The organism is Burkholderia sp. AU18528, from assembly GCF_002223215.2.
GTDB classification, from domain to species: Bacteria; Pseudomonadota; Gammaproteobacteria; order Burkholderiales; family Burkholderiaceae; genus Burkholderia; species Burkholderia semiarida.
In genome coordinates this window covers 1723956-1736377 of sequence record NZ_NKFC02000004.1, presented here as the reverse complement: position 1 = coordinate 1736377, position 12422 = coordinate 1723956, and the positions used below count along the sequence as shown (strand labels likewise).

Sequence of the window (12422 nt, the reverse complement as noted above, 5' to 3'; positions counted from 1 at the left end):
CGCCGCCCGGGCAGGGCTGGCGCCGGGTCGACGAGGAGGCGGAATGCGCGTGTGGTGGATCGCGTTCGCGCTCGGCGTCGTCGTGCTGCAGCGGCAGGCGGCGTTGCCGGGGGCGATCGCATGGACGGTCGGAGCAGCCGTGCTCGCGGGCTGCGCGGCGCTGGGCGCGTGGTGCATGCGTCGACGGCGCACGCGTGCGGTCGTGGCATGCGGCTGGATGCTGTGTGTGTTCGCGGCCTGCGTCGCGGGGTTCGGCTATGCGGCCGCGCGGGCCGAGTGGCGGCTCGGCGACAGCCTCCCGCCGGAGTGGGAAGGGCGCGACATCGTCGTCACGGGTGTGATCCGCGGATTGCCGGTCGTCGACGAGACGGGGGCGCGGCTGCTGTTCGCGGTCGAATCGAACGATGCGGGGCTCGCCCGTTTTCCGCCATTGATCCGCTTGTCGTGGCGCGCATACGGCGCACCCGCGACACGCGATGCGCTTCCCGATTTGCGCGCGGCCCAGCGCTGGCGTTTCGTCGTGCGTCTCAAGCGTCCGCATGCCGAGGCCAATCCCGGCGTGCGCGACAGCGAGGCGGCGTGGCTCGCGGCAGGCATTCGCGCGATCGGCTATGTCAGTGCGCCGCGTCGGGCCGTATTGCTCGATGCGCGCGCGGCGGGATGGCGTGCATCGATCGACCGGGCGCGCGACGCGCTGCGGGCACGCATCGGCGAGGTGCTCGGCACCGATGCGGCGCACCGCGGCATCGTCGCCGCGTTGGCGATCGGCGACCAGTCGGGCATCGGCGACGACGACTGGCGCGTCCTGCGCAATACGGGCACGAGCCACCTGGTCGCGATTTCGGGTCTCCATGTCGGGCTGGTCGGCGCGATTGCCGGCTGGCTCGTCTCGCTGGTCTGGCGCCGCGTGCGCTGGCGCGCGCGGGCCGCGACGCTCGTGTTGCCGGCGCCGTACGCGGCCGCGCTTGCCGCGCTGGTCGCTGCTGCGGGCTACGCCGCGCTCGCCGGCTTCAACGTGCCGGCACAGCGCGCGTGGTGGATGATCGCGGGCGGCGGCATCGCGTATCTGGCCGGCCGCAGCGTGCCGACTTCCGCGGTGCTGTGTGCGGCGCTCGGCGGCGTGCTGCTCGCCGATCCGTGGGCCGTGCTGTCGGCCGGGTTCTGGCTGTCGTTCGGCGCGGTCGCCGTGATCCTGCTGGCCGTCGCCGGCTGGCGCGCGGTGCGGGAACTCGATGAGAACGACGGGATCGACGAGAACGACGAAACGGGCGCGGAAAGCCGCACGGCCGGCTTGCGGAGGCGATTGCGCGGGTGGGCGACGCGCTGCCGGCGCCGCATCGCCGAGGCCACGCGCGTGCAGTACGCGGTGACGATCGGTCTCGCGCCGCTCACCGCCGCATGGTTCGCGCAGGTTTCCCTGTCGGGCCCGTTCGGCAATGCGTTCGCGATTCCGTGGGTCAGCTCGGTCGTCACGCCCGTCGTGCTGGCCGGCATCGCGTTGCCGGCGCCGTTCGATGCCGGTGCGTTCATGCTCGCCCATGCGGCGCTCGCACCGATGATGACGCTGCTCGGGCACCTGGCCGACTGGCCGGCCGGCGTGCTCTGGCTGCGCATGCCCGAGTGGCCGGTACTGGCGCTGGCATGCGCGGGCGTCGCGTGGGCGCTGATGCCGCGCGGCTGGCCGTTGCGCTGGGCGGCGCCGCTCACGTGGCTGCCGCTCGTCGCGCCGGCGCCCGACGCGCCGCCGGCAGGCGGCTTCCGGCTGACCGTGCTCGACGTCGGGCAGGGCGCGGCGGTGCTGGTCGAAACCGCGCGGCGGATCTTGCTGTTCGATGCGGGGCCCGGCGCGGAATCGACGCATGCCGGTACGCGGATCGTCGCGCCGGCGTTGCGGGCGCGCGGCATCGCGGCGATCGATTCGCTCGTGCTCAGTCATGCGGATGCCGATCATGCAGGCGGTGCTTCGGCCGTCTATGCGGCGACCGACGTGCGCCAGCTGCTGGCCGGCATCGCGCCGCGGCACCGGCTGTGGCGCGAGGCGCAGGCGGCCGGCGTGGCCGATCGGCTGCCGTGCGCGGCCGGGCAGCGCTGGACCTGGGACGGCGTCGTCTTTACGATGCTGTGGCCGCCGGACGGGGTGGGCACGGGTTCGTCGAACGGGCAATCGTGCGTGTTGCGCATCGACGCGGGCGGCACGTCGGCCCTGCTGACGGGCGACATCGAGGCGGCCGCCGAGCGCCGGCTGGTGGCCGATGCGCGCGATGCGCTGCCCGCGCAGATCCTGGTCGTTCCGCATCACGGCAGCCGCACGTCGTCGGTCGAACCTTTCCTCGATTCGGTCGGGCCGCGCGTCGCGGTATTTCCTGTAGGCTATCGCAATCGTTTCGGGCATCCGCACCGGACCGTGCTCGCCCGCTACGAGGCGCGCGGGATTCCGCTGCCGCGCACCGATCGCGACGGCGCCGTGCGGTTCGACGTCGCGCCGGCCGGCGGCGGGTTCGCATTCGCGCGCTATCGCGACGAACGGCGCCGGTACTGGATGGACCGGTAAGCGTGGCGACGGCCGGCGTGCCGTGCCGAAGCCCGGTTCCGACAGAAATATGACGCATGGGAATGGCACAAGCGCTGACGCACCCCCTCCCGTCGACCGCGAAGCATGGGACGAGAGTAGGCGCTAAAGCGCTAACTCTCGTCGACCGCGAAGCATGGGACGAGAGTAGGCGCTAAAGCGCTAACTCTCGTCGACAAAGGAGACACCGGCATTTGAAGGACATCCTCCACTTCTCGCACGCGAACGGCTTCCCGGCGTCGACGTACCGGACGATCTTCGCCGAACTCGCCGACGACTACGAGCTGCGCTACATCGAACGGATCGGCCACGACCGCCGCTACCCGGTGACGCGCGACTGGCCGCATCTCGTCGAACAACTGCTCGACGATATCGGCAGCCGCTACGAGCGCCCGGTCTGGCTCGTCGGCCATTCGCTCGGCGGCTACCTGTCGCTGATGGCCGCGCTGAAGAAGCCGCAGTGGGTGCGCGGCGTCGTGATGATCGATTCGCCGATCATCGCGGGCTGGCGTGCCGGCGCGTTGCGCGCGAGCCAGTGGGCGGGGCTCGACGAGCGGCTGTCGCCCGCCGCGGCGACGCGCAACCGGCGCACGCGCTGGATGAGCCGCGACGAAGTCTGGCGGCACTTCCGCGAGAAGCCCGCGTTCGCGCGCTGGGACGAACGGATGCTCGCCGACTATATCGACTACGGCATCCCGCAGGCCGGCCCCGACGGCGCACGCGCGCTCGCGTTCGACCGGCAGGTCGAATACCTGATCTACCGGACGCTGCCGCACACGCTCGGCCCGCGGCTCGCGCACGGCGCGCCGGTGCCGCTCGGCTTTCTCGCCGGCACGCGCTCGCGCGAGGTGCGGCAGGTCGGGCTCGACGCGACGCGCCGTGCGACGCGCGGGCGCATCGAATGGCTGGAAGGCAGTCACCTGTTCCCGATGGAGCGGCCGATCGAGACCGCCCGCGCATTGCAGCGGATGCTGAATTCGCTGAAGGCGGAAGAGGGCGGCATTTCGGGCGGCATTTCGCAGGCCGGCGCGCCGCTCGCGAGGCGCGCCTGACGTTTCGTCCGGTGCGCCGAGCGCCGGCCGGCGCATGCGCGTGGCGCCGACCGGCCGGCCGGTTCGCGCCGGCGCGCACCGCCGCGCGGGGCGGTACGAAAGGGCGCGATCATCGCGTCAATTGCTGAGAAAAGGGCGGGCTTTACGGTATAATCCGTTTTTCCCGCGAGCATCCAGCGATGACCAAATATGTTTTCGTCACCGGCGGCGTAGTTTCTTCCCTCGGCAAGGGTATTGCCGCCGCCTCTCTCGCCGCGATCCTCGAATCGCGCGGTCTGAAAGTCACCCTCCTCAAGCTCGATCCCTACATCAACGTCGACCCCGGCACGATGAGCCCGTTCCAGCACGGCGAAGTGTTCGTGACGGAAGACGGAGCGGAGACCGACCTCGACCTCGGCCACTATGAGCGCTTCATCAGCACGAAGATGCGCAAGGCCAACAACTTCACGACCGGCCAGATCTACGAATCGGTGATCCGCAAGGAACGCCGCGGCGACTATCTCGGCAAGACCGTGCAGGTCATTCCGCACATCACGAACGAAATCCAGGCGTTCATCGAGCGCGGGGCGGCATCGGCCACCTGCGGCGAGCCGGACGTCGCGATCGTCGAGATCGGAGGCACGGTCGGCGACATCGAGTCGCTGCCGTTCCTCGAGGCCGCACGCCAGATGAGCCTGCGCCTCGGCCGCAACAGCGCATGCTTCGTGCACCTGACGCTCGTGCCGTACGTCGCGACGGCCGGCGAGCTGAAGACGAAGCCGACCCAGCACAGCGTGCAGAAGCTGCGCGAGATCGGCATCCTGCCGCACGTGCTGCTGTGCCGTGCCGACCGCCGCATTCCCGACGACGAATCGAAGAAGATCTCGATGTTCTCGAACGTGCCGGAAGACGCCGTGATCTCGGTGTGGGACGCCGACAGCATCTACAAGATTCCGCAGATGCTGCACGACCAGGGCCTCGACCGGATCATCTGCGAGGAGCTGAAGCTGTCGCCGAAGGACGCCGACCTGAGCATGTGGTCGACGCTCGTCGAAAAGCTCGAAAACCCGCAGCACGAAGTGACGATCGGCATGGTCGGCAAGTACGTCGACCTGACCGAGTCGTACAAGTCGCTGATCGAGGCGCTGCGCCATGCGTCGATCCACACGTCGACCAAGGTCAACATCGAATACATCGACTCGGAAGAGCTCGAGACGAACGGCGTCGACAGCCTCAAGCATCTCGACGCCGTGCTGGTGCCGGGCGGTTTCGGCCGTCGCGGCACGGAAGGCAAGATCGCCGCGGTTCGCTACGCGCGCGAGTCGAAGGTGCCGTATCTCGGCATCTGTCTCGGCATGCAGCTCGCGGTGATCGAATTCGCGCGCGACGTCGTCGGCCTGAAGCAGGCGAACAGCACGGAATTCGATCCGGACACGCCCGAGCGCGTGGTCGCGCTGATCACCGAATGGTACGACCGCGAAGGCAAGGTCGAGACGCGCACCGAGGAATCCGACCTCGGCGGCACGATGCGTCTGGGTTCGCAGCGCTGCCCGATCAAGCCGGGCACGATGGCCGAGGAAATCTACGGCAAGGACGTGAACGAGCGCCATCGCCACCGTTATGAAGTCAATAACCGCTTCGTGCCCCAGCTCGAAGCCGGCGGCCTTATCATCAGCGCCCGTACCCCGAGCGAGGATCTGCCGGAGATGATGGAGCTGCCGCGTTCGATGCACCCGTGGTTCGTCGGCGTCCAGTTCCACCCGGAATTCACGTCCACGCCGCGTGACGGTCATCCGCTGTTCAAGTCGTTCGTCGAAGCCGCGCTCGCCAACAAGCAAGCGCGCGGAGTGCAAGCATGAAGCTGTGCGATTTCGAGGTCGGTCTCGATCAACCGTTCTTCCTGATCGCGGGTACCTGCGTCGTCGAATCGGAGCAAATGACGATCGACACGGCCGGCCGCCTGAAGGAAATCTGCGAGAAGCTGAACGTTCCGTTCATCTACAAGTCGTCCTACGACAAGGCGAACCGCAGTTCGGGCAAGTCGTTTCGCGGCCTCGGAATGGACGAGGGGCTGCGGATCCTCGGCGAGGTGAAGCGCCAGCTCGGCCTGCCGGTGCTGACCGACGTGCATTCGATCGACGAGATCGAGCAGGTCGCGTCGGTCGTCGACGTGCTGCAGACGCCGGCGTTCCTGTGCCGCCAGACCGATTTCATCCATGCGTGCGCGCGCTCGGGCAAGCCCGTGAACATCAAGAAGGGCCAGTTCCTCGCGCCGCACGACATGAAGAACGTGATCGACAAGGCGCGCGACGCGGCGCGTGAAGCCGGGCTGTCGGAAGACCGCTTCATGGCGTGCGAGCGCGGCGTCTCGTTCGGCTACAACAACCTCGTGTCGGACATGCGTTCGCTCGCGATCATGCGCGAGACGAACGCGCCGGTCGTGTTCGATGCGACCCACTCGGTGCAGTTGCCGGGCGGGCAGGGCACGAGCTCGGGCGGCCAGCGCGAATTCGTGCCGGTGCTCGCCCGTGCGGCGGTCGCGACGGGCGTCGCGGGCCTCTTCATGGAAACGCACCCGAATCCGGCCGAGGCGAAATCGGACGGCCCGAACGCGGTGCCGCTGAACCGGATGAGCGCGCTGCTGGAGACCCTCGTCACGCTCGACCAGGCGGTGAAGCGCAATCCGTTCCTGGAAAACGATTTCAATTAAAGATCGAATGAACCTTGCGACGGCTTCGCGCGTCTGTAGCGAAAGCGGTTCCGGCACGCACGCCGTCGCAGTTTGAAGAATCCATCGTCATTCTCAGAGGAAACCCATGAGTGCAATCGTAGATATCATCGGCCGCGAGATTCTGGATTCGCGCGGCAACCCCACCGTCGAATGCGACGTGCTGCTCGAATCGGGCACGATGGGCCGCGCGGCGGTGCCGTCGGGCGCGTCCACCGGCTCGCGTGAAGCGATCGAGCTGCGCGACGGCGAAGCCGGCCGCTACAACGGCAAGGGCGTGCTGAAGGCGGTCGAGCACATCAACACCGAAATCTCCGAAGCCATCATGGGCCTCGACGCGTCGGAACAGGCGTTCCTCGACAAGACGCTGCTCGAGCTGGACGGCACCGACAACAAGTCGCGCCTCGGCGCGAACGCGATGCTGGCCGTGTCGATGGCCGTCGCGAAGGCCGCCGCCGAAGAGGCCGGCCTGCCGCTGTACCGCTACTTCGGTGGCTCGGGCGCGATGCAACTGCCGGTGCCGATGATGAACATCGTCAACGGCGGCGCGCACGCGAACAACAGCCTGGACATCCAGGAATTCATGATCGTCCCGGTCAGCCAGCCGACGTTCCGTGAAGCGCTGCGTTGCGGCGCCGAAGTGTTCCACGCGCTGAAGAAGATCCTCAGCGACCGCGGCATGAGCACGGCGGTCGGCGACGAAGGCGGTTTCGCGCCGAACTTCGGCAGCAACGACGAGTGCCTGTCGACGATCCTGCAGGCGATCGAGAAGGCCGGCTACCGTGCGGGCGAAGACGTGCTGCTCGCGCTCGACTGCGCGGCATCCGAGTTCTACCACGACGGCAAGTACCAGCTCGCGGGCGAAGGCCTGCAACTGTCGTCGGCCGAATTCACCGACTACCTCGCGACGCTCGCCGACAAGTTCCCGATCGTGTCGATCGAGGACGGCATGCACGAAAGCGACTGGGACGGCTGGAAGCTGCTGACCGACCGCCTCGGCAAGAAGGTGCAGCTCGTTGGCGACGATCTCTTCGTCACGAACACGCGCATCCTGAAGGAAGGCATCGAGAAGGGCATCGCGAACTCGATCCTGATCAAGATCAACCAGATTGGTACGCTGACCGAAACGTTCGCGGCGATCGAAATGGCGAAGCGCGCGGGCTACACGGCCGTGATCTCGCACCGCTCGGGCGAAACCGAAGATTCGACGATCGCGGACATCGCGGTCGGCCTGAATGCCGGCCAGATCAAGACGGGTTCGCTGTCGCGCAGCGACCGTATCTCGAAGTACAACCAGCTGCTGCGCATCGAGGAAGACCTCGGCGACATCGCGAGCTACCCGGGTAAATCGGCTTTCTATAACCTGCGCTAACGCGCTACTATCGGGTTCGTCATCTCGACGCCGCTCTGTGCCTGTGCGCGGAGCGGCGCTTCTTATATCTGCGTCTCTTACATGCGGCTTGTCACTGTCGTCCTGATTGCCTTGCTGGCGCTCATTCAGTACCCCCTATGGTGGGGACACGGCGGCTGGCTGCGGGTGCATGAATTGCGTCAGCAGCTCGACGACCAGCTCCGGAAGAACGCGGACGAGAAGCTGCGCAACGAGCGCACCGCCGGCGAAGTGCAGGATCTGCAGAGCGGCACCGCGGCGATCGAGGAGCGTGCACGCTACGAGATGGGCATGGTCAAGGACGGCGAAGTATTCGTGCAGTTCGTATCGCCGAATGCGCCTGCGGGGCCGACGAACAACACGCCGGCGAATACGTCGACGCGCGGTACCGTCTCGGCGGCGCCCGTGCGGGTCGTGCCGAATCCGCAGTCGATCGCGAAGCCGTCGCGGCATCATGGCGGCGACAAGGGCAAGGCCGCGCATCACTGAGCGCGATACCTCGAACCCATTGAAAAAGCGCGGGAAATGCCGCGCTTTTTTATTTCCTGCCAGTCGTCAATCGATCGGGCGATGCCTGCTCACCACCACCAGCCCGGGTAGCCGTAGCTGATGCCCGAGCCCCAGCGATTGCCCCATCCGCCGCCGTAATATCCGCCGTAGACCGTCACGGGCGGCGGCGAGTAATAAGCCCACGCGCGCGCGGCCGCTTCCGCCGCCATCGCGCTGTTCTGCTCGCGCAGGACTTGCCGATCGATCTCGTCGTAGCGCTTGCGTTCGGCGCTCGACAGCACGGGCGGCTGACCACCCGACGCGCCCGGTTCGGGCAGGCGGCTCAGGATCGTGGAAGTCGGCGGCGGCATCGCGCAGCCGGCAAGCGCGAGCGTGCCGGCGGCCATGCTCGTCAGGACGATGGTGCGGATGGCGCAAAAGGGGCGGCGATTCATGTGTTTCTCCTGCGGTGCGCCGACCGTGGAAAGCGGCTTGTGCCGAAGGCCGAACCTCCGGCGCCTGAGCCGCGCATGCGGCGCTCGTGCGTCATTATGCGCCCGTGCCGCGCCGGTGGCGGGCACGGGCGCTCGGCCCACGCGCGGCTCAGTGACGCTGGTCGGTCGCGGGCGCGATACCGGTTTCGACACCGGGCGCCGCGAACAGTTGCGCGACGTCGACCGGATCGAATTCATAGCGCTGGTTGCAGAATTCGCAGTGGATCTCGACGTGGCCGCGCTCGACGATCACGCTGTCGACTTCTTCACGACCGAGCATGCGCAGCATCGCACCGACCTTCTCGCGCGAACACGAGCACTGGAAGCGCGTGCCGGCCGGTTCGAAGTGCTGGACGTTTTCCTGCCAGAACAGCCGCCGGAACACCACTTCCGGTTCGACCTCCAGCAGTTCCTTCGCGGACAGCGTGCCGCCGAGGGTGCACACGCGTTCCCACGTGTCGATATCGGTTTCGGCGTTGCGCGGCACGATGCCGCCGTCGCCCGGCAGCTTCTGCAGCAGCATGCCGACCGCGCGGTCGCGATCGGCGGCGAGCCACAGCCGCGTGTCGAGCTGTTCCGAGTGGCGCATGTACTGCTCGAGCACTTGCGACACCGATTCGAGCGGGCCGTCGACGCCGTTCAGCGGCACGATGCCCTGATACGGCTGCTGACCCGGCAGCTTGTCGGCCGGGTCGAGCGTGATCACGCAGCGGCCGTGGCCGCTCGCGTTGACGAGCGACGCGAAGCGCGTGTCGTCGCCGATCGTCTGCGCGGCGTCACCCGAGAACTTCGCGGTCGCACGCATCGACAGATCGGACCCGCACTGGACGACCAGCATCTGGACCGGCCCGTCGCCGAAGATCTGCATGATCAGGGTGCCGTGAAATTTCAGGTTCGCCGACAGCAGCGCGCACGCGGCCATCATCTCGCCGAGCACCGTGCGCACGGGGGCAGGGTAGTCGCGGCGGGCGAGCACCTCCTGCCACGTGTTGCGCAGCGAAACGATCTCGCCGCGCACGGGCGCCGCATTGAACATGAATTTCTGTAACTGGTCGCTCACTCTTCTTCCTTGAAATCCGTGCGAATCACCCGATCCGCACGAGTTGCTCCTTGAAATGCGCGCGCCGCTCGACATACGTCTTCGCGTTTGCGCGCAGCCGCGCGATGTCTTCGGCCGACAGCTCGCGCACGACTTTCGCCGGTGCGCCGAGAATCAGCGAGTTGTCCGGGAACGTCTTGCCTTCCGTCACGACCGCGCCGGCACCAACCAGACAGTTGCGGCCGATGACCGCGCCATTCAAGACCACCGCCTGAATCCCGATCAGCGAACCTTCGCCGATCGTGCAGCCATGCAGCATCGCCTGGTGCCCGATCGTCACGTTCTCGGCGATCGTCAGCGGAAAGCCCGGGTCGGTATGCAAAACCGCGCCTTCCTGGACGTTGCTGCCGGCGCCGACCGCAATCGTCTCGTTGTCGCCGCGAATCGTCGCGCCGAACCATACGCTCGCGTTTTCCTCGAGCACGACCTTGCCGATGATGGCCGCCGTATCGGCGACGAATACGCTTTCGTGGATCGTCGGGGCCGTATCGCCCAGCTTGTAGATCGTCACGGAGTCTCCTTGGTGATCTTCGATGACGGGCGCCGGTAGAATGGCGCGTCCGGTTTGCCCGGCGCCTGGCGCCGCGGAACAAACGCATATTGTAAACCGTCGCGTGCCTGTGCTCCCACGCCGCGTACGCAAGGTGTCCCTGTTTATGAGCATCGCGTCTTCTTCTTTCGGCACGGCGCCCGCCTGCGTGCGCAGCGTGGCGCTCGATGCGCTGCGAGCTGCCGAGCCGGCGGCGAAAGCCGCGCAGGTACGCGCGCTGCACGATGCGCTGCGGGCCGGGCAGGCCGCGATCGTGCCGTTGCTTCAACTGCGCGAACCGGCCGATCTGCCCGGGCGCCCGGCGCGGCCGCCGCTCGTCGAGCCGCGCGAGTTGCAGCGGCGCAGCATGCGATCGCCCGAAGGGCGCGCCGTGCTGCTGCACGCGCTTGCCCATATCGAGTTCAATGCGATCAACCTGGCGCTCGACGCGGTCTGGCGCTTCGCGGGCATGCCCGACGCGTTCTACGAGGACTGGCTGAAGGTCGCGGCCGAGGAGGCCTATCACTTCACGCTGCTGTCCGATCGTCTCGCGGCATTCGGGCATGCATACGGCGATTTTCCCGCGCACAACGGGCTGTGGGAGATGTGCGAGCGGACCAAGGGCGACGTGCTGGCGCGCATGGCGCTCGTGCCGCGCACGCTCGAGGCCCGCGGGCTCGACGCGTCGCCGCCGATCCGCGCGCGGCTCGTGCAGGCGGGCGACGATGCGTCGGCCGCGATCCTCGACGTGATTCTGCGCGACGAAATCGGCCATGTCGCGATCGGCAACCGCTGGTTCCGCCATCTGTGCGACGCAGCCGGGCGCGACCCCGTGCCGACCTATCGGCAGCTCGCCGAGCAGTACCACGCGCCGCGGCTGCGTGGCCCGTTCAATTTCGATGCGCGGCGCGATGCCGGCTTCGAGCAGGCCGAACTCGACGAACTGGCCGCGCAGGACGCGGCGGACGGGCGCACCGCGCATTAGCCGGATCGCGTTCGGCCGCGTCCGGGTGGTCGTGGGCCGGCTCGCGCGTCTCGCCGATGGTGTCTGCCGGCCGGCCCTCGAACGACCTCGCCGCTAGAGCGGCACCTCGATTGCCGGCCGCCGGAACCGGGGCGTCGCCGCTATAATCGAACGACCATTCTTTTTTTTGGCGGCTGCGATGAGTGCCTCGAGTTCTGTTTCCGATTTCGTCACGGTGCGCGGCGTCCGGCTGCATGTGCGGCGCTGGGGCCGGCCCGACGCGCCGACGCTGTTCATGTTGCACGGCTGGATGGACGTCGCGGCGTCGTTCCAGTTCGTCGTCGATGCGCTCGCCGGCGACTGGCAGGTGATCGCGCCCGACGCGCGCGGCTTCGGGCTGTCCGACTGGCCGGTCGCGAGGCAGGGCGGCGGTCACTACTGGTTCCACGAATACCTGGGCGACCTCGATGCGCTCGTCGACCGCTACGCACCGACCGGCGAGATCAACCTGGTCGGACACAGCATGGGCGCGAACGTCGTGTGCCTGTATGCCGGCGCGCGGCCGGAACGCGTGCGGCGCGTCGTCGACCTCGAAGGTTTCGGGCTCGCGCCGGCGCGAGCCGACCAGGCGCCGCGCCGGCTGCGCGGCTGGCTCGACGAACTGCGCGAGCCGCCCGCGCTGCGGCCGTACGCATCGCTCGACGACGTGGCGGCGCGCCTGATCAAGACCAATCCGCGGCTCGACCCGCGCCGCGCCGCGTTTCTGGCCGCCCACTGGTCGAAACGCGGCGACGACGGCCTCTACCATCTGCTGGCGGACCCGGCGCACAAGATGCCGGGCCCGCTGCTGTACCGGCTCGACGAAGTCATGGCCATCTGGAAGCAGGTGCGTGCGAAGGTGCTGCACGTCGAGGCCGTCAATTCGCCGACGCTTGCGCACCTTGCCGGCGACATCCCGTTGCCCGAATTCAAGGCGCGCTTCAATGCATTCCCCGACTGGCGCGAGAAGCTCGTCGAGGATGCCGGCCACATGGTGCATCACGACCAGCCCGAGCAGATCGCGGCGCTGATCGAGGCGTTCTGCGCATAGGCGCGTGGCGCCGGCGGCAGGGCACGCGGGCGGCGCAAT

Annotated in this window: 11 protein-coding genes; 8 read left to right on the top strand and 3 right to left on the bottom strand. The window is 67.9% G+C overall.

What is annotated here, in order from left to right:
* Positions 1-43: 43 nt before the first annotated feature.
* From CFB52_RS10860 to ftsB, 6 genes are all read left to right on the top strand, one after another.
* A complete protein-coding gene (locus CFB52_RS10860; RefSeq protein ID WP_099316557.1) occupies positions 44-2551 on the top strand; it encodes a DNA internalization-related competence protein ComEC/Rec2 in 2508 nt (835 codons plus the stop codon).
* 212 nt (positions 2552-2763) lie between these two features.
* The gene (locus tag CFB52_RS10855) at positions 2764-3621 is read left to right on the top strand and encodes an alpha/beta fold hydrolase (protein WP_099316556.1); all 858 of its coding nucleotides are present in this window, start codon (positions 2764-2766) and stop codon (positions 3619-3621) included.
* Positions 3622-3800: 179 nt separating this feature from the next.
* Positions 3801-5459 (top strand): CTP synthase, encoded by a 1659-nt coding sequence (locus CFB52_RS10850; RefSeq protein WP_034207739.1) that lies wholly within the window; start codon positions 3801-3803, stop codon positions 5457-5459.
* Positions 5456-6310 carry a 3-deoxy-8-phosphooctulonate synthase gene (gene kdsA / locus CFB52_RS10845; protein WP_059583346.1) on the top strand — a complete coding sequence of 285 codons (855 nt, stop codon included), beginning with the start codon at positions 5456-5458 and terminating at the stop codon, positions 6308-6310. Before CFB52_RS10850 ends, kdsA begins: the two co-directional genes overlap by 4 nt.
* Before the next feature lie 106 nt (positions 6311-6416).
* Entirely contained in the window at positions 6417-7700 is a 1284-nt protein-coding gene (gene eno / locus CFB52_RS10840; RefSeq protein WP_006478406.1) for a phosphopyruvate hydratase, read from the top strand.
* A gap of 81 nt (positions 7701-7781) precedes the next feature.
* On the top strand, positions 7782-8207 hold the full coding sequence (ftsB, locus tag CFB52_RS10835; RefSeq protein WP_059583348.1) for a cell division protein FtsB: 426 nt from the start codon (positions 7782-7784) through the stop codon (positions 8205-8207).
* 89 nt (positions 8208-8296) lie between these two features.
* Here the strand turns inward: ftsB and CFB52_RS10830 are convergent, their stop codons facing one another.
* From CFB52_RS10830 to CFB52_RS10820, 3 genes are all read right to left on the bottom strand, one after another.
* Complete coding sequence (locus tag CFB52_RS10830) at positions 8297-8662, bottom strand: hypothetical protein (RefSeq protein WP_059583350.1); 366 nt, start codon at positions 8660-8662, stop codon at positions 8297-8299.
* A gap of 148 nt (positions 8663-8810) precedes the next feature.
* The gene (gene hslO, locus CFB52_RS10825; RefSeq protein ID WP_059583351.1) at positions 8811-9761 is read right to left on the bottom strand and encodes an Hsp33 family molecular chaperone HslO; all 951 of its coding nucleotides are present in this window, start codon (positions 9759-9761) and stop codon (positions 8811-8813) included.
* 25 nt (positions 9762-9786) lie between these two features.
* The gene (locus CFB52_RS10820; protein ID WP_034183575.1) at positions 9787-10311 is read right to left on the bottom strand and encodes a gamma carbonic anhydrase family protein; all 525 of its coding nucleotides are present in this window, start codon (positions 10309-10311) and stop codon (positions 9787-9789) included.
* 145 nt (positions 10312-10456) lie between these two features.
* Here CFB52_RS10820 and CFB52_RS10815 point away from each other — a divergent pair, with 145 nt between their 5' ends.
* Complete coding sequence (locus CFB52_RS10815; protein WP_059583353.1) at positions 10457-11314, top strand: ferritin-like domain-containing protein; 858 nt, start codon at positions 10457-10459, stop codon at positions 11312-11314.
* A 178-nt stretch (positions 11315-11492) separates the two neighbouring features.
* On the top strand, positions 11493-12383 hold the full coding sequence (locus CFB52_RS10810; RefSeq protein ID WP_059583355.1) for an alpha/beta fold hydrolase: 891 nt from the start codon (positions 11493-11495) through the stop codon (positions 12381-12383).
* Positions 12384-12422: the final 39 nt, after the last annotated feature.

Bases quoted from the DNA above. Each gene is read 5' to 3' on its own strand.
- CFB52_RS10815 (WP_059583353.1), top strand. From the start codon at position 10,457: ATGAGCATCGCGTCTTCTTCTTTCGGCACGGCGCCCGCCTGCGTGCGC.
- eno (WP_006478406.1), top strand. From the start codon at position 6,417: ATGAGTGCAATCGTAGATATCATCGGCCGCGAGATTCTGGATTCGCGC.
- kdsA (WP_059583346.1), top strand. From the start codon at position 5,456: ATGAAGCTGTGCGATTTCGAGGTCGGTCTCGATCAACCGTTCTTCCTG.
- CFB52_RS10850 (WP_034207739.1), top strand. From the start codon at position 3,801: ATGACCAAATATGTTTTCGTCACCGGCGGCGTAGTTTCTTCCCTCGGC.
- CFB52_RS10830 (WP_059583350.1), bottom strand. From the start codon at position 8,662: ATGAATCGCCGCCCCTTTTGCGCCATCCGCACCATCGTCCTGACGAGC.
- CFB52_RS10860 (WP_099316557.1), top strand. From the start codon at position 44: ATGCGCGTGTGGTGGATCGCGTTCGCGCTCGGCGTCGTCGTGCTGCAG.
- ftsB (WP_059583348.1), top strand. From the start codon at position 7,782: ATGCGGCTTGTCACTGTCGTCCTGATTGCCTTGCTGGCGCTCATTCAG.
- CFB52_RS10810 (WP_059583355.1), top strand. From the start codon at position 11,493: ATGAGTGCCTCGAGTTCTGTTTCCGATTTCGTCACGGTGCGCGGCGTC.